General features: G+C 46.6%; 15 protein-coding genes. 3 read left to right on the top strand and 12 right to left on the bottom strand.

Features of this window, described 5'->3' with window-relative positions; all coding sequences use genetic code 11:
- Positions 1 to 17: 17 nt before the first annotated feature.
- The 8 genes from DWX23_RS09875 to DWX23_RS09840 form a co-directional block, all read right to left on the bottom strand.
- Complete coding sequence (locus DWX23_RS09875; RefSeq protein WP_122374356.1) at positions 18 to 920, bottom strand: ABC transporter ATP-binding protein; 903 nt, start codon at positions 918 to 920, stop codon at positions 18 to 20.
- Between the two features lie 13 nt (positions 921 to 933).
- On the bottom strand, positions 934 to 1848 hold the full coding sequence (locus DWX23_RS09870) for an HlyD family secretion protein (protein ID WP_122374355.1): 915 nt from the start codon (positions 1846 to 1848) through the stop codon (positions 934 to 936).
- Positions 1849 to 1860: 12 nt separating this feature from the next.
- Positions 1861 to 3153, bottom strand: a complete 1293-nt coding sequence (locus DWX23_RS09865) for a TolC family protein (RefSeq protein ID WP_122374354.1) — start codon at positions 3151 to 3153, stop codon at positions 1861 to 1863.
- 8 nt (positions 3154 to 3161) lie between these two features.
- Entirely contained in the window at positions 3162 to 3803 is a 642-nt protein-coding gene (locus tag DWX23_RS09860) for a TetR/AcrR family transcriptional regulator (RefSeq protein WP_122374353.1), read from the bottom strand.
- Between the two features lie 148 nt (positions 3804 to 3951).
- The gene (locus DWX23_RS09855) at positions 3952 to 4899 is read right to left on the bottom strand and encodes a glycoside hydrolase family 43 protein (RefSeq protein ID WP_233587572.1); all 948 of its coding nucleotides are present in this window, start codon (positions 4897 to 4899) and stop codon (positions 3952 to 3954) included.
- Between the two features lie 63 nt (positions 4900 to 4962).
- On the bottom strand, positions 4963 to 6165 hold the full coding sequence (locus tag DWX23_RS09850; protein ID WP_122352505.1) for an L-serine ammonia-lyase: 1203 nt from the start codon (positions 6163 to 6165) through the stop codon (positions 4963 to 4965).
- 26 nt (positions 6166 to 6191) lie between these two features.
- The gene (locus tag DWX23_RS09845; RefSeq protein WP_122374351.1) at positions 6192 to 7325 is read right to left on the bottom strand and encodes an acyltransferase family protein; all 1134 of its coding nucleotides are present in this window, start codon (positions 7323 to 7325) and stop codon (positions 6192 to 6194) included.
- Positions 7326 to 7336: 11 nt separating this feature from the next.
- Entirely contained in the window at positions 7337 to 8452 is a 1116-nt protein-coding gene (locus tag DWX23_RS09840) for an acyltransferase family protein (RefSeq protein ID WP_122374424.1), read from the bottom strand.
- A gap of 100 nt (positions 8453 to 8552) precedes the next feature.
- Here DWX23_RS09840 and DWX23_RS09835 point away from each other — a divergent pair, with 100 nt between their 5' ends.
- Positions 8553 to 10037, top strand: coding sequence for a cobyric acid synthase (locus DWX23_RS09835; RefSeq protein ID WP_122352501.1), 1485 nt, complete (start codon positions 8553 to 8555; stop codon positions 10035 to 10037).
- Positions 10038 to 10044: 7 nt separating this feature from the next.
- Here DWX23_RS09835 and DWX23_RS09830 read toward each other — a convergent pair whose 3' ends face one another.
- From DWX23_RS09830 to DWX23_RS09820, 3 genes are all read right to left on the bottom strand, one after another.
- A complete protein-coding gene (locus DWX23_RS09830) occupies positions 10045 to 10773 on the bottom strand; it encodes a tyrosine-protein phosphatase (RefSeq protein ID WP_122374350.1) in 729 nt (242 codons plus the stop codon).
- Positions 10774 to 11110: 337 nt separating this feature from the next.
- Entirely contained in the window at positions 11111 to 11968 is an 858-nt protein-coding gene (locus DWX23_RS09825) for an urea transporter (RefSeq protein WP_122352499.1), read from the bottom strand.
- Positions 11969 to 12020: 52 nt separating this feature from the next.
- A complete protein-coding gene (locus DWX23_RS09820; RefSeq protein WP_122352498.1) occupies positions 12021 to 12518 on the bottom strand; it encodes a UpxY family transcription antiterminator in 498 nt (165 codons plus the stop codon).
- Between the two features lie 84 nt (positions 12519 to 12602).
- Between DWX23_RS09820 and DWX23_RS09815 the strand changes: the two genes are divergently transcribed.
- Entirely contained in the window at positions 12603 to 13925 is a 1323-nt protein-coding gene (locus tag DWX23_RS09815) for a Gfo/Idh/MocA family protein (RefSeq protein WP_122374349.1), read from the top strand.
- A 105-nt stretch (positions 13926 to 14030) separates the two neighbouring features.
- The gene (locus tag DWX23_RS09810; protein WP_122352496.1) at positions 14031 to 16190 is read left to right on the top strand and encodes an ATP-binding protein; all 2160 of its coding nucleotides are present in this window, start codon (positions 14031 to 14033) and stop codon (positions 16188 to 16190) included.
- Positions 16191 to 16203: 13 nt separating this feature from the next.
- Here the strand turns inward: DWX23_RS09810 and DWX23_RS09805 are convergent, their stop codons facing one another.
- On the bottom strand, positions 16204 to 18465 hold the full coding sequence (locus DWX23_RS09805) for a Helicase associated domain protein (RefSeq protein ID WP_122374348.1): 2262 nt from the start codon (positions 18463 to 18465) through the stop codon (positions 16204 to 16206).
- Positions 18466 to 18502: the final 37 nt, after the last annotated feature.

Below are 18502 nucleotides of genomic sequence, written 5' to 3'. Positions count from 1 at the left end.
GACTCAACTCTTTCTAATCACAATGCCATAAAGCAATCTTCCACGCTTGGCTCAACAGATTCTATGGTCACATCGGTATAACCTTTTCCTTTCAGGAACTGCATCAAGTCATCCATCTCACGTCCATCCTCCTTCAATGTCAGATGATGCGCATCACCAAAAGCATAGCAGGAATAAGTGCCCGGAAAACTCCGAAGATCTACCAACAGTTTATACATAGACGAAGCCCGTACAGTCCACAGATGCCTGCCGAAAGAGGAACGGATGCCTACCGGTGTATCGACGGACAAGCATCGGCCGGAACGCATCAAGGCAATGCGGTCGCAACGGGAAGCCTCATCCATATAAGGAGTAGAGACCAGGATGGTAATACCCTGTTTCTTCAAACGGTCCAGCATATCCCAAAATTCCACACGGGAAACCGGATCGACACCAGTCGTCGGCTCATCCAGGAAAAGCACCTCCGGACGATGGATCAAAGCACAACTTAACGCCAGTTTCTGCTTCATACCTCCTGAGAGTTTTCCGGCTTTCCGTTTCTTGAACGGTTCTATCTGGACATAGATGTCGCGCACCAGTTCATAATTTTCGGCTATCGTCGTATTGAATACCGTTGCAAAGAAGTTCAGGTTCTCTTCCACCGTTAGGTCCTGATACAAAGAGAAACGTCCCGGCATATAACCGACCATTGTACGGATTTTCTTATAATCACGAACGACATCCAATCCGCAGACGGTCGCTTTTCCCTTATCCGCCAGTAATAAAGTGGTCAGGATACGGAATAAAGTCGTCTTCCCCGCCCCATCCGGCCCGATCAGGCCGAACAGTTCGCCCGAATGTATATCCAGGGAAATATCTTGCAAGGCCTCCACATTGCCGTAGTTCTTGAAAATGCCCTCTATCCGCACTTCGTTGTTCATATCCCGTTCTTTATTAGTTAAACACCGTTTCGCCATACTGCCCGATCTTGAGATAGCCGTCATTCTTGACAGCGATCTTGATGGCATAAACCAGGTTGGCACGTTCGTCTTTCGTCTGGATACCTTTAGGCGTGAACTCCGATTTGTCGGATATCCAAGTAATCGTTCCCGGATATTCACGCTGTTCATCCGCTCCGTAATCAGCGAAGACACGTACTGTCTGGCCTTGTTTCAATGTCGAAAGCTGATCGGCCGTAATATAAGCCCGAAGGTAAAGCAGATCGGTATCCGCTATTTTATACAGCGGTTTGCCCGCAGCCGTCACTTCACCCGGCTCTGCATATTTGACGAGAACCGTTCCCGCCTGGGGAGTTACGATACGGCTTTTCTGTAATTGGTCGTCCAGTTGCATGATCTGATAAAGGATGCTTTCGGCTTCGGCATCAGCTCCCCCGGTCGTTTTGTTCAGGGTAGAATATTGTGCATCGAGTTGTTTCTGCAGATATTTGATATTGTTTACAATGTCATCCACCTGCTTCTGGTTACCCGCTTTTGCCTTTACCAGGTTCTCCATTCGCTGCTGCTCCGTACGGGCGGTAGCGATCTGCTGTTCCAGAGCTGCGATCTGTTTGCGGATATCCGGTTTACGGATATCAACGGAGCGTAAGCCCGCCGAAAGCTGCATCTTCTTCAAATATAACTGGGTACTGTCGATATATCCCACCATTGCTCCGGCATCCAACCGGTCGCCTTCCTCTATATTCAGTTCCATGATCTTCCCGTTAGCCTCGGAAGACACCAGGATCTCCGTCGCCTCAAACGTACCGGTCGCATCGAAGTTGCCATCTCCCCGGTTACATGCAGCCAGGCCCAATAATGCGGTTGCTATCAAGGTATAAGAACTCAATCGTTTCATATTACTTTTCATGATTCTTTTTGATTATTCATTATTCGTCGTGTACATATAATTATAGACAGCATTCAGGTGCTGGATACGATGGGCTGCCGCCGTCTGCTTCGCCATATCTTCCGCATTGATCTCACGGATCAGGTCGGTAACGGAGATGACCCCATTCTCCAGTTTCACCTCCGCAGCATTCTTGATACTGGTGCACAGGCGGATTATTTCATCGTCTGCCTTCATCAGGTCGGATATCTTCTGTATCTCCGTGTTTTGCTGCATCAGCTCAAGCGAGGTATTAAAGAGGAATGTCTCACGTTGAACTTCCACCTGCTGCAATGTCGTAGCGACTTTACGGCGGTCGTTCTTCAATGTATATAGTTTACCCATATTCCAGGAAAGGCGTACCCCCGCTATATAGAACGGATCAAAGCTATCCTCCAGCATATTCAATCCCGGTCTGCCGTATCCGCCCTGAACAAACGCACCTATACGGGGCATTAAACCGCTCGTGATCTGTTTATTCTGTAGCTCCAGCAAATAGCTTTTAGCATCCAACGCCTTCAGTTCAGGACGGTTTATTTCTCCCGATAACGGATTACCCGGTACGTTCGGCACCTCCAAAATCCGGTCTTTATCATAAGGCTTTCCTATCATCGCACTCAACATCCTGCCGAAAGCAACGCGGGAAGCTTTCAACTCGATCTCTTTCTGGCGGGCATTCAGAAGTTCCACTTCCATGCTTTCGCGATCGGATTGGTTGGCTACCCCGTTAGCCATCATCGCCGTTATACGATCGATATTGATCTGCAGTTCTTTTTGTAACAACACATTCTGGCGGATCAACTCCTCCTGGAGCAGACAACCGAAATAAAGCTGGTTCACCCGGTCGTTCAACGTATAGAGATCGCTTTCCAATTGTTCCCGGTCTGCTGTAGCCTGTGCTTTGGTCAGTTGGCGGGAAGTATGGATCGTGCCGCCATCCCAAATATTCTGGTTCAGTTCGGCTACTACCTGATACTGGTCTTTACTCAAGGCCGGGATTTCCAGTCCCGGCATGACAGCCGACAGCTTGTCCGCATCAAAAGGGAGTTTGGTCACATCGCTCTGATAAGTAGCTTTCGCATTCACCGTCACCTGAGGCAACCAGCCTTTTACGGCATTCGACAGATTATACTGCTCGGTCTGCCCTATCAGCCCGTACTGGCGTATCTGGGGATAATTAGCCCGTGCCCATTCGTAGCATTGCGCCAGTGTTATCTTCTCCTGCCCCTTCGCAATTCCCGGTAGCAGGGGTAAACATAAGAATAGAATTACACAAATCCGTTTCATAGAGGTATTTATTTATTTTGTGTATGATCGTCCGGAGTCAGCAACCGGATCATTATATCGGTAACAAAAGGGATACGTTCCTGCAGAAATTTATCGTATTCCCCGGGATCGCCATTCATAAATATGGCGGTAACCGGATTCCGTATCAGCATCGGGAAGACCAACAGGCTGATCAGGGTTGTCGCCATATAATACAATGGCATTTTCTTTATCAGCCCTCTCTCCATTTCATCCATCAACTGGGTATGCAGATGCATGATCGGCTCTACCCGCGGCAGGTCTTTCAACACTGAACGATAGATATGCTCCGGATCCCGCTGCAACTCATTTAAAACAAAAATTGGAAATAAAGGATTTCTCTGCAGCGTATTTACGTATCGTTCGATAATCTTAGGCAGCTTCTCCAGGAAAGGGAGCTTCTCATCGATAATAATTCCCAGGTCAGGCAGCAGGCTGTCCATCAACTGGTCGAAGATCGCATCGAACAGCATATCTTTTGTGCGATAATAATAATGTAAAGCCGTACGCCCTATTCCGGCCTCGGCCGCCACGTCGCCCATCTTTGTCGCTTCGTATCCTTTCCTTACAAAGACTTGCTTTGCCGCTTCCAGGATCCGGTTCTCCATTGTGATTACTTCTTCTGTACCCATTGTATATCTAGTTTTACTTCATTTGTCTACACTGTCTGTCAAATATGTTTGACACTTTTGTTTGACAGATGTGTCAAAAGTAATATAAAAAAATAAGGATGCAACTATTGCACCCTTACTTTAATATATTTTATACAATTGAAGAAAGCTATTTTATCTTTCTTTCCGCTACGCCATCGAAGGTCATCTTGACCGGATTGATATATCCGTCTTTATCGAAAGTCATCCGGTCGATACAAGTCGCACGGTGGTCGCGTGCCGTATCGTTCAGCGGACGGCGGTGGTAAACGATATAATAATCTTCCGAATTCGGTACATGCATAATAGAATGGTGCCCGGCGCTGGTCGCTACCGTCGAATCCTGCTGGAGAATCTTGGCTATCCGGTTAAACGGTCCGAAAGGCGAATCAGAAATGGCATACGCAACCGAATAGTCGGGATTACCCCAACCACCTTCACTCCACATGAAATAATATTTACCGTTCTTCCGGAACATAAATGGTCCTTCGGTATAATTAGCCGGAGTCACTTCTTTATAAATCTCTCCGTCTTCAAACGGTACCAATCCGGTAAAGTCGTCGTTCAGTTGTACGACATTACAATGTCCCCAACCACCGTAATACATATAATAACGATTATCGTCATCTTTGAAAACAAACTGATCGATAGGCTGCGCCCCGTTCACAATCTCGTTGATTAACGGCTTACCCAGCAAATCCTTATACGGACCTTCAGGGCGGTCGCTGACAGCCACACCGATACCACCTATTTCCCCTTCATGCACATCGTTCGCACCGAAGAACAAATAATACTTGCCATCCTTGCGGATAACCGACGGTGCCCACATAGCCCGCTTTGCCCACTTCACCTCGGTCGTATCCAGGATAGAAGAATGCTTCGTCCAGTTTACAAGGTCTTTAGAAGAGAAACAGTCGAAGAATGTCTGATTCTCATACAGATCGCTCCAGGTTGGATAGATCCAGTATGTATCATCATAAATAATACCTTCCGGATCTGCATACCATCCTTCAAATACAGGGTTGCCACTCGTAGCCACCTCTTCAGACTGCTGTTTCGGTTGTCCGCAAGCCGCCATCAAGGCTGCGGCACAAACAGCAATAACACAACTTTTATTCATATACAATTAATATTAATACACTTAATCGCCATACTTTTTAGCCAGGCCGCCTTCGGAAGTCTCCTTATACAAGCTGGGCAGGTCGTTACCGGTCTGACGCATCACCTCTACCACCTGGTCGAAACTTACCCGGTGCTTTCCATCCGAGAAGTTTGAGAATGTATTCGCATCCAATGCACGCGCCGCAGCAAAAGCATTACGTTCGATACACGGGATCTGCACCAGTCCGCAAACCGGATCACAGGTCAACCCCAGGTGATGCTCTAACCCCATTTCGGCAGCATACTCGATCTGGGCAGGCGTTCCGCCGAACAACTGGCTGGCAGCTCCGGCAGCCATCGCACAAGCGACTCCGACTTCACCCTGGCAACCTACCTCCGCCCCGGATACGGAGGCATTCGTACGTACCACATTGCCGAACAACCCCGCTGTCGCCAATGCACGCAGGATACGGGAGTCACGGAACTCGCGGGTATCTTTCAGATGATATAATACAGCAGGCATCACCCCGCAGGAACCACAGGTCGGAGCCGTCACGATCTTACCGCCACAAGCGTTTTCTTCGGAAACAGCCAGAGCAAAAGCATAAACCATGCCACGACTCTTAATACTGCTGCCGTATCCTTTGGCACGTATCAGATAATCAGACGCTTTCCGGCGTATTCCCAGGCCACCCGGCAGGATACCTTCCGCTTCCAGACCATTCTGCACAGCCTTTTGCATCACATCCCATACTTCTGCCAGGTAATCCCATATTTCAGGACCCTCACATTGTTCCACATATTCCCAGTAAGAATGTCCGGTCTTTTCACACCAGGCCTGTATATCCTTGATGGTACTCATCTCGTAGACCTGAGCCGTCTTCAGCTCGTTAAAACTTTCATTCGCCAGTGTTCCGCCACCGATACTGTAGACTGTCCATGATTCCAGTTCTTCGTCTTTCTCGTTGAACGATTCGAACAACATACCGTTCGGATGGAACGGCAGGAATATTTTTGGTTCCCAGGTAATATTCGTTTTGGCAACCGGTTGCAACACTTCCAGGATGGCGGCATCGGTCATGTGACCTTTTCCTGTAGCAGCAAGGCTACCATACAATGTTACGTTAAAACGTACGGCTCCTCTGTTACGTTCCAGAAACATCTGTGCAGCACGCATCGGCCCCATCGTATGACTACTCGACGGACCGTGTCCAATCCGGTATATCTGTCTGATTGATTCCATTTCTCTTTTCCCTAATTTTGTGTTTTCTATACTTTAAGAAATATATTACGTTTATATAGCAGCCACAAAATTACATAAATAACTGATACGTTTGACAAGCTGATCAAAAAGGAATAATAATTGCCCAGATATTGTTCGAAGCCATAAAATAAGGACTGTCCCAGACAGCTGAAATTAATGACATTTGCCAGCATATAAGCCAAGATCGAATTCATTCCGTATACCTTCAGCCAGGTGATATTCTTATTATATCCTTTATAGTCTATCAGATAATAGAACAACCCCATCAGCAAGAAGCAATAGCCGCTACTTACCAACACCATCGAACTGGTCCAGATCGTTTTGATCACCGGCATCTGCAATCCCCATAACCATCCGGCAGCAACCATTACGGCACCTGCACCAAAATACCATTTCAGTTTATAAATATCGCTCGTTTTATCCTTGGCTATGTAACCGGCAAACAGACCAGTCAGCACCGTCACTCCAAAATTCAGGGTACTCAAAATCCATGTATAATGATACCACGGTGCAAAAACGATTTCACCGTCCACCATTTTCGCCCCATCGCGGAAACGCCCCAGCACGGCACGGTCTATCCATTCCGCCAGGTTCCCTTCGGGCGTATAGTTGCCTCCGCCATAACTACCGACCGTGATAAACTGCATCGCCGCCCAATAGACAAGCAGCAAAGCTACCGCCACCCCGATCTGGGTCCGTCGGCTGGTATAAAGGAACAACACGGCCGTGATCAGATAACCGGCTGCGATCGACTGCAATGTATTTGAATATAGATAGATACGATCCGGATCGAGTCCCAGCAGATTCCCCTGGCACATCATACCGAATATCCAGAGCAACAGGATACGTTTTCCCAGGCGCCGGAAAAGTCCTTTTTTATCGGAAACACCTTTAAAACGTGACAGGGCAAAAGGCATGGATGCCCCCGACATAAACAGGAACAACGGCATGATCAGATCCCAGGGAGAGAAACCTTTCCAGTGTACATGGTCGAATGCCCACATACAATCGTTCAACCATCCCACATCAGCGGCCCTCGCCAACGAATGAGCAAGCGGTCCCAAAGCGACCAGAAAGAAAAGGTCAAATCCGCGTAAAGCATCAAGCGACTCCAATCGCTTGTAAGTAGTTTTTTCCATTTGTAATTATTTTAGACTTTTAAGAAGATACGTTGACGGTAAAGGAAATACAAGAATCCCCAGCAGACGGCGATATAAGCCATCGCTCCCAGCAAAGGCTGGACTGTTTCAGGAAACAAACCGATAAAGCCTCCGAAAATTGCATTCGCAGTAAAGGTGAAGTTGATAAATACCTGTGCCAGATAAATTGTGATCGAGTTCGTTCCGATCACCGTAAAGAAAAGTGTCCATCCCCGGCACTCTTTCACATCGACAATATAATAGAAGGTGGCGAACAACAAAGCAGAGATACCGCCCACCGTACAAACGAACGAACTGGTCCATAAATATTTATTGATCGGAAAGAATAATCCCCACAACAGTCCGACTATCAACAGGCAGCAGCCTGCCACCAACATATACACCACCTTTTTCTTTTCGCTCAACCCTTCTTTCCTGAGTTTGACGAATTCGCCGGTAAACATGCCCAGCAAAGCAGTACCGACAGCCGGTAAGGTAGACAGAAGGCCTTCCGGGTCATAATTTCCTCCATGCAAACGCCCCGGCAACAGCAGGCGGTCGATATAACAAGCCAGATTTCCTTCACGTGTAAACAACTCCGCCCCATTCCCGTCGGGTGCCGGAATGAACAGCAACAACCAGTACCCTATCAGGATGGCCGCCACGATCCATACCCGTGTGATTGTCCGTGTATTGACAAAGATCAATGCACCGAACATCCATCCCAGACCGATACGGGCCAGTACGCTGGCATACCGTTGCGTTTCAAAATTCAGATTGAGTAATCCGTTATACACGAATCCGAGTACCACAAGTGTAATGCCACGCCGGATGATCTTCTTATAGATAGCCGCCTCCGACATTCCCCGCTCCCGCTGTTTCTCCAGCGAAAAAGGAAAAGAAATACCGGCAATAAACAAAAACAACGGAAAGATAATATCCTCGAACGTAAACCCCGCCCCCCATTTGGCATGGCTCATCTGATCCGCTATCGATTGAAAGAAAGGAGTAGGTATCCATGTTGCCAGCGCAACGAACAGCGCACCACCTCCCATAATAAAGAACATATCAAATCCCCGTAAAGCATCCAGCGACTGAAGCCGCTGGCTCTGTTTCTGTTTTTCCATGGTATTTAATTTAAATCGTATATAATTTAGAAATAAGTAAACGCAAATATAGAAAATAATATAAGAACTATCCTGCTTTTTCATTAGTTTTGCAGCCATTATGAAACAGCACTTGAAACCGATCATGTTCGTTGGCACTTGTTCCGATGCAGGAAAGAGTGTGATCAACGCAGCCTTCTGCCGTATCTTTAAACAAGACGGATATCAACCTGCTCCATTCAAGGCGCAGAATATGTCGTTGAACTCTTTCTCCACCCCAGAAGGGGGCGAAATGGGTCGTGCCCAGGTGGTACAGGCGGAGGCATGCGGCATTGCCCCGCATACGGATATGAACCCGGTTTTGCTGAAACCGACCAATGACAAAAGTTCGCAGGTGGTCTTGAACGGCCGTCCGGTCGGCAACATGTCCGCCAAAGACTATTTTGGTGTCCAGAATCAGAAAGAAGCCCTTTTCAGAGAGGCTATCGAAGCATTCAAACGTCTGGAAGCACGCTATAACCCGATCGTATTGGAAGGGGCAGGCAGCATCTCCGAACTGAATCTCCGCGACCGTGATATCACCAACATGCGGATGGCGATACAGGCAGATGCCTCCACCTATCTGGTTGCCGACATCGACCGGGGTGGCGTATTCGGTTCCGTTTACGGCACGATCGCCCTGCTCAAACCCGAGGAACGGGCACAGATGAAAGGGGTCATCATCAATAAATTCCGTGGAGACGCATCGCTGTTCGAGGAAGGCAGGACGATATTGAAAGAATTGACAGGAATACCTGTCGTAGGTGTTATCCCCTGGTTCCGCGATATCAAGATAGAAGAAGAAGATTCGGTCGCGCTGGATATGAAAACGAATACCTGGCAGGATGGAAAGATCAATGTCGCCATTATCCTGCTGAAACGCATGTCGAACTTTACAGATTTCGACGTACTGGACATGGACCCACGCTTCAATCCTTACTACACAAGTAATATAGACGAAATAGAGAAAGCTGATATCATCCTGTTGCCAGGCTCTAAAAATACACTTGCTGACCTGCAAAGCATCCGTGCCAACGGCATAGCCGATGCCGTTGTACGTGCAGCCAAGAAAGGGAAAAAAGTGATCGGTATCTGTGGTGGTTACCAGATGATGGGTGCCCGTCTGGAAGATCCGGAAGGGATAGAAGGGAACCTGCCTGCCGTACCGGGATTGGGACTACTCCCCCAATGTACTGTTATCGAACAGGAAAAGATAACGAAGCAAAGCCGTTTCACGTTCCGCTCCGGTTCACAGATGGCTTGTAAAGGATATGAGATACATATGGGACAGACAACTCTCCTGGGTAATGCCCCTGAAAGTCCGGTAGCGTTGCTTGAAGACGGAAGAAAAGACGGTTATTACCTGAATGCCCGTTGTTGGGGAAGCTACATGCACGGTATCCTCGACAACCCGGAGGTGCTCGACAACCTAGCCGAAGGTTTCAACAAAGAAACCGATTCGGCTCCGTTCGATTATGCAGCATTCAAGGAAGAGCAATATGATAAATTAGCGGAACTGGTCAGGGAGCATGTGGATATGGAGTATATTTATAGCACGTTGATGTAATCATCAGTCATTGCTTCCACAATGTCTCATTCCCATGCAGCAACTTTTCAACCGCTTCGTATTGGTCTTTTTTCAGTGAAAGAGTGTCATAACCACGACGGTAGTTCAGCGAATGAATATCAGTTCCGGCAAAATCATAATATCCTTTTTTCAATAACGACAAGGAGGTCTTATGAGGTAACGTACCATAAAATCCGGCTAACGAAAACAGGTTCAACTGGAATTTACAGCCATGTTCCTTCAGCTTCATCAGCCCGCTTATATCCCAGAAAGGATACCGTTCCGGATGTGCCATCACCGGGATAAACCCATTCAACTGAATAGCATACAACTTTTCAAACAAATCACCCGGAGCCTGCAGGCAAGAGACTTCCACAAGGACATGTTCTCCGTCATACGACAACAGCCCCTCCTCCATCCGCTCATAGAAACATTCATCCAGCATATACTCGGCCGCCAGATGCATATCTACACTTATGCCTTCACAACTTTCTCTGAAAGTCCCGAAATGTTCTTTCAAAGTCACAGCCCTGTTTTTCGCCAGATCAGCCATAATGTGGGGAGTCAGAAACATACGTTTCACACCGAGTTCCTGCAGAAAAGCAAGCATTTCCCTACTATCTTCCAAAGAGGAAAACCCATCATCCACTCCCGGCAACAAATGAGAATGAACATCCGTCATACCGGGCCATATATCTTTTTTCTGAGAAAAAAACGAGGAAAATAATGCACACATAATTCTCTACTCTATTGAATAATAAATCATACAAAAGTAATCAAAATAGGCCATTCACCAAACGATTCCGTAACACCTTCATCCCGAAGGTACACCATTTTTACCACATTAACCACTACAGACACTTTCCGGGCAACGACATTATATTAAGTACCAAATTTCTCTAAAGTCATACCAAACATCCATTATCCACATATATTTGATCTGTGTATTTTCAAAATATATACATTTGTATTGAAATATTAGTTTGTATCGTAAATAACTATAGAGAATTATTATTTTACTGTTTATAAAGGAAAATGTCCGAATGGCATTACTTGTGAAAGCGATGCCATTTTTATTTTGTATAAGTTTTCCACAAATATTTCATTCCTAATACAATCCATACAGAAAGGACAAAAGGGGCTGTTAATGTTGTCAAGCCAATCTTCATACCGGCAATCTGCAATAATACGGAAAATATGATCGCAATAGTAGCCCAACCTGCACTCTGCCAGTTGTTTCTCCCAAGCGCAATCCCGCACAATACACCATTATACCCCAATAATCCGGTATTCAGCACCGCATAATCCGTCCAGAATGGCAGAATAATAAATATCGGCAATAAAGCACCCCAGACCGTATACAAAGCATCCCGGCGCGAATTAACACATATAGCTATCAGAAAAAACAATCCCGATAAGACCGTCCCTCCCTGAAACATCACCTGTCCGATATTCAAACTGAAAGCACGAAAAAAATCAATAAATGATTCCGTATCTGCCTTTACAGAAGGGAGTAATAATGAGGGAAACAAATAAATACATCCGCCCAATATCAGCCAGACAGTAAAAATGAAAGGAGCAGTAAATCCCGGTATTTTATTCCACCGATTAAAATAATGAGCTATCCATGTGGATAACGCAGAGCCAACCAACAATAGCAACATAGAGCTAACCGAAACCGGCATAAATACCCCTATGGCAATAGCCACCAAAGTTCCGTTAAATCCATATAAACCATCCTCGATCTCCTGCCTGTCATATCCGGATAACCAGGCAGTCAACGTACTGATAAAGTTCCCAGCTACAGCCAATAATGCCAATAGCCATGAATTACATAATATTCCGATCAACATCAATAAACCGGAAAACACATTATTCTGAAACATCACTTGACCAATACCACGAGCTAAAATAAAAAGCCACTGATACATAGAGTGATGGGTAAATTGTAAACTTTTCACTCTTCCAGGAAATATAAAATAGTTATTTAAGACGATTTACCCGTGCCACATCATCCATCTTCACACAAACAGTTGCACCCAGCTGTTCGAGGTAAAGCAGCAAATGATTCTTCTTTATCTTCTTGACCTTGCCGGAAACATGTTTCATGGCTCCCGCCAATATCTCCACTTCTTCTCCCGGACAAAGAGCATGTTCGGCAGCCTGGTCTAGAAATTCCTGAATGGCATCTATCTCTTTCTGACGGACTATAGCCGGTTTCTTATTATAAAAAACAATACGGATAACGCCGTATACACGAAGCAGGTCGCGCAATACATCATCCGGACAACGGACAAAAATATAGGAAGTGAATAAAGGAACTTCGACGATTTTTACGCGGTCGGACCAGACACGTGGCGTTCGATGCAAAGGTAAAAAACATTCAACCCCAAGGGCTTCAATGCGTTCTTTTACCTGTTTTTCTGCCCGGGGGGCAGTGTATAGTACATTCCAATTGGTTGTATTTAAAGGAGGTGTCATTATCTTTTTTTGATTAAGGGCACAAATATAGGACTATTTTTCGTATAATTGCAAAACTGTTTGCGAACACATAATTTAAATACCATGAATAGAAGAAATTTTTTGCAAAAGTCCGCATTATCAGCTGCAGGACTTGGTCTTTCGCCGTTATTCGGCAGTGCACACGGAGCTATTTTCGGACAGACTGCTCCAAGCAACAAAGTGAAGGTAGCCCTGATAGGATGCCGTTCGATGGGATTCTCCAATCTGAGTAATTTCCTGAAGTATCCCGAAGTGGAGTGCGTAGCTCTCTGCGATATCGACGACGAATGGCTGAACAAACGAGCTGCCGATGTGGAAAAAAGTACCGAGAAGAAGGTCCCCCACCTCTACAAGGACTGGCGTAAGGTGATCGACAATAAGGACATAGATGCAGTCATTATCGGAACTCCCGACCATTGGCATTGCCTGCCGACCATCTATGCCTGCCAGGCAGGGAAAGACGTTTATGTGGAAAAACCGCTTTCCAACACGATCGAAGAATGCAACCTGATGGAAAAGGCGGCCCGCAAATACAACCGGGTGGTCCAGGTAGGACAATGGCAGCGTAGCGACCCGCACTGGGACGAAGCAGCCAATTTCCTGAAAGCCGGAAATATAGGACGCATCCGCACGGTAAAAGTTTGGGCTTACCAGGATGGAAAACCGACCTTGCCGGTTGTTGCCGACAGCCCCGTTCCTGCCGGAGTGGATTACGACATGTGGCTGGGCCCGGCCCCGAAACGTCCGTTCAACATCTACCGTTTCCATTACAACTTCCGTTTCTTCTGGGACTATGCCGGAGGACTGATGTCCGACTGGGGTGTTCACCTGCTCGATTATGCTTTGGAAGGCATGAATGCCGACCTGCCCAGCCGCGTTTGCTCCGGAGGCGGCAAGTTCGCTTATCCCGACGATGCGATGGAAACGCCCGATACATTGATGGCTACTTATGCTTACAAGGATTTCAATATCATCTGGGATCATGCCTGCGGAATCAACCACGGCCCGTTCGATAAGAAAGAAGGACTGGCATTCTTCGGTGAAAACGGTACATTGGTACTTACCCGTGCCGGCTGGGAAGTCCTTCCTGTCATTGCCGGAAAAGAAGCGCGTATGGAAGCTGTACCGTTCAAAAAAGGGGAAGGGAAAGGATTGTATAATCATGTCGGGAACTTCCTGAGTTGCATCAAGAGCCGGGAATTGCCTCATGCCGACATTGCTATCGGCGCACGGGTAGCCAAGATGTCGCACCTGGCGAATATATCCTGCCGCCTGCAACGCGAAGTACGATGGGATGACACCAACAGCGTGTTTATCGGTGATAATGAAGCGACTGCCTTATCGAAGGCCTATTATCGGGCACCCTGGGAATTGCCGAAATTGTAAGAAACAAAATATAATTAGCATGAAAACGTTGAACATCATTTGAAAATCAATTATTATATGTACATTTGTTCCTTATACACGAACATATAAACTTGATATACCTAAATGAGCAGCGTATATGCTAATTATTCGAGAGAAGACCTGATCCGCGAAATCGAGAGATTAGAAGCAAAAGGCTCCTCCGTTACTGATGAAAAAGCATATAGAAATCGTATTCTGAACAATGCAATAGCATTGAGGAAAACCTTCTCGGATGTTTTGTCATTATTAATGAAGTCCGGACAAAAAGATGTCATTGACCAGTCACTCCTGATCGTCTTGAAATTTTTTGATGTAGACAGAGTATATATCGGAAATTACGAAGATGATAAACCAACTTTCGACTTCACGCATGAAGTAACCGGACAAGGTGTTATTTCCATGCGTGAAGATCTGTTGGTAGGCATGCCCAAGAAAGATTTTCCCTGGTGGATAAAAACGATCAACGACAGGAAAGATATTGTCATCGACGACGTTACCCGGATGCCGGAAGAGGCTATCGCCGAACAGAAGATATTAATGCTCCAGGAAGTGAAATCATTGCTTGTGATCCCTATCTTCTTCGAAGGGGACATCAATGGTTTTATCGGACTGGATTCAGTAAAAAAACGACGTAACTGGAGTGCGTTGGATGTAGAGAACCTGCGGATGCTTACCGATATCATATCTATCGCTATCGAGCGCGAGATGGCGCAAGGAATGATGGAACACTCCATGAAACAAGTGTTGAGAAGTGAAGCCAAGTTCCAGATCATTTTCGACAAACTCCCATGGGGGGTCGAACTGTATGATGAAAAAGGTATTCTACTGGATATCAATAATGCCGACCTGGAAATATTCGGGACTACACGCGAAGAGGCGATCGGATTGAATGCCTTTGAAAATCCCAATATCCCGGATTGGGCCAACGTAAAGCTTAAAAACGGGGAAGACGTTGAGTTCCTTTTGAAATATAACTTCAAAAAAGTAGCGGAAAAAGGATATTATTCCAGCACCGTAACCGACCAGATCAAACATTTAAGGGTGAAAGGTGTCGTTTTGAAAGATACGCAGGGACAACAACTCGGTTTCTTCTATATCGTTTTTGACGATACCGAAAGTTACCATAAGACCGAAGAAATACAATATAACCTGACCAAACTGAAAGCGGCCGTCGATACCGGCGAATCAGTTATCTGGGAATATGATATCGCAACAGATAGTCTGTCAGTGGATTTCAGCCTGAATGACGACGTGGAAAACAGCCTCTTCCTGACTTACCTGAAACAGGACAGATTCGGTTGTATGGCTGACTTCATAGAGACTTTGCATCCGGATGACCAGTACAAAGTTTACAACCGTCAGTTTAAACGTCTCCTCACCGGAGAGATCGATAAATATGTGTCGGTATACCGCAGGATATTCGATGGCAAAGTGTACTGGCTTAACTCAAATGTCCGCGCTTACAGATATACCGAAGACGGGAAGCCCAGCAAGATAATCAGCTATACATCCAATATTACAGATCAACGCGAGATAGAGCTGGAACTGCTGAAAGTGAAGGAAGCAGACAAATTGAAGTCGGCTTTCCTGGCAAACATGAGTCATGAAATACGCACTCCCTTGAATGCGATCGTCGGCTTCTCCGACCTGGTAGCGGAGGCGGACGACCCGGAGGAACAGGCTACTTACCTGGATATTATCCATAAAAACAATGATCTGCTGCTGAACCTGATCGGGGACATTCTGGACTTTTCAAAAATAGAGTCTGGTATGCTGAAATACAATATCGAAGATGTCAGCATCAGGGATCTGTGTACGGAGGTCTACATGGGGGGCACATTGAAAGTAAAACCGGGGGTAAAACTTCTCTATGACAGAAATTCGCCCCAGGTCATTGTCCGGACAGACCCGCAACGAATTACACAGGTAGTTACAAACTTCCTCAACAATGCAATCAAATTTACCGAGGAAGGCAGTATTACTATTTATTACGAGACGGCAGAGGATACACTGAAAGTCAGTGTCAAAGATACCGGGATCGGTATTTCGGAAGAGAACAGGCCGCGTGTATTCGAACGTTTCATCAAGATCAACGATTTCCATCAGGGCACAGGCCTCGGATTGACGATCAGCAAAACGATCATCGAATATCTGGGAGGTACTATCGGGGTGGATTCGGTGAAAGGTGAAGGTTCTACTTTCTGGTTTACACTGCCCTTACATTATAAAGGGATCAACGCATAACAGGTTAAGCAGATCACTTTAGGCTCCAGGGAAAGCCGATTCGTTCAAGCTGTTCCTTACGTTCGGGAGAAAGCTCGCCTTTCTTCCGGCTTCTTCGTTGTACAAAACACCAACTGCCCAGTTTGTTTTCACGGGCAGTTGGCCAACGTTTATTATCCGCATAAAAACGTTTAAGCATCTCATAATTCTCCTGCCATTTTTCATCTACTGTCCAGATAAAACCTTCCGCATCCATTTGGGCGATACGAACCGCAGACAGCAATCCCTGTTTACGGGCTTTGCGTTGCGTATTACACCACGCCCCCAAACGCCCTTCCCTGCTTTTGGGCCAGCGTTCATATTTCTTGTAGTAAGCAAGCACCTGCTGCCAGTTCTCCGTCCAGAGTGAATCCAGATCCTGCTCCCACCTGAAACCGATCGAATCGAGCAACCGGGTTCTTTCGTCCGACAAAAGTCCTTTTTTCCATGCCTGACGTTGCGTGTTGCACCAGGTATTCAGATTGTGTTCGCCACGTTTGGGACAACGGTGTTCCGATGCCATAAATGCTTTCAGTTCTTCAAAGCAATTCATCCAACGGCTGTCCTGCACTTCCCACTCAAAACCGATCCGGTCCAGATGTGAGATATAATTGTCCGACAGCGTCCCTTTCTTCCGGGCAATCCGTTGTGTGTTGCACCAGTTACCCAGCTTCCCTTCAGCTACCAGCGGCCAGCGGCCTTCCTGCTCCTTATATTCGACCAGCCGTTCATACATCACCGGCCAGGCATCCAGCTCCGACAGCATATCATCCACCCGGGCACGGATATCGGAAAGGAATCCGGTCACCTGAAACTCCACAAAGCCTTTAAAACTCTTCGGGGCACGGATGGCCGGATGATAGGCCAGTTCCCTCGACATGGCCTCATAAACCGAACGCCCGGAAAGGTTATTCACAAAATCGAGTACCACCGGATGACGGTCCGACCCGGCTTTCAGACAACGGCCCAGCTGCTGCAAGGCAACCACATACGATTCTGTCCGGCGCAGGAACATGGCGGCATCCACCCCTTCCACATGCAGTCCTTCGATCAGCATATTGATAGAGAAAAGGACATGTAGTTTTCCTGTTTCCCGGCGGAAACCCCGTAGTGTCTTTTCATTCTCCCGGCTACTCAATCCGTTATGGATCTCGAAGGTCTCCGTTTCAAATCCGGCCTGTCCAAGCCAACGGGACACTTCCGGGATCATATTCCGAAGATCCTCCTTATCTTTACAAAAGACCAGCATCTTCTTTACCTCTTTCGGCAGATACCGCCGGATCAGTTCCGAAGCACTCAACGATCCGCGAAAATCCAACCGGGCAAAATCTATCTTATCCTGAATACGTTTCCGTCTTTCAGAAGTACAGTCACTCCTGTTCAATATCCGTTGCACCTTATCCAACTGGTTGTTCAGGTCGAACACACTCTGTACCAGGACAGGGACAGGAAGTATCTTATAATACCAGGCCATCGAGAGGGATAACTCATGAAACAGGTTACCTTTAAAATAGACCTCCACAGTGTCGAGCATCTCTTCGGGACGTATCGGAGTAGCCGACATTCCCAGTACACGGGCATCGGGATTAAGATCGATCACCTCCTGTACGGCTTTTCCCCATACTTCCGCCCCGAAATGATGAAACTCGTCGATAATGATATGATCCGCCTTGAGTTTTCCGGCATTCTCCCGATTCAGGACCAGTGCCTGAAAAGTCCGGTAGGTAACCTGTGGCATCGTTCTGCCGATTGCTTTTTTGATCTCCTCGATGATCGTCACGTTGGGAGCTACAACCAATATATCGTCTGCCGCGTGATTCACGATATACCTGGCAATCAGGTAAGATTTTCCCGTTCCGGTTGCCTGTACGACAGCTCCGATACGGTTCGTTTTAAACCCTTCTTCAATTGCCCGGTAAGCAGCTTCATTATGTGAAAACAGTTCAACATGCTCTCCACCGGCAAGGCTTTCCAAATAGCTCTCATCCGATACTGTCAGTCCGTGCAGCTCAAAAGAAAGAGCTTCCGGCAAATACCCTCCATGAGCCAGGATACGGAACTGGTTACAGCCGCACATTTCCCCTACCTGTTGCATTTCAGTATACAACTGGTCCACTTCCGTCAAACCGACAGGCTCCTTATTCCATATTTCTTTCACAATGAAAGTAACGGAATCTTCCCTGAACCCAACCAGCAAACAGCCGGACTCTTCGGTTACAAAATAATTATAAGAATGGTAAAGATCGCGAAGGGACATTGAAAATAATGTGGCAATGTGCCAATTATAGAAAATA

The organism is Parabacteroides sp. AF18-52, from assembly GCF_003479145.1.
Classification (GTDB): Bacteria; Bacteroidota; Bacteroidia; order Bacteroidales; family Tannerellaceae; genus Parabacteroides; species Parabacteroides faecis.
The sequence above is the reverse complement of the archived record's forward strand: the minus strand, read 5'-3'. Positions and strand labels throughout refer to the sequence as shown.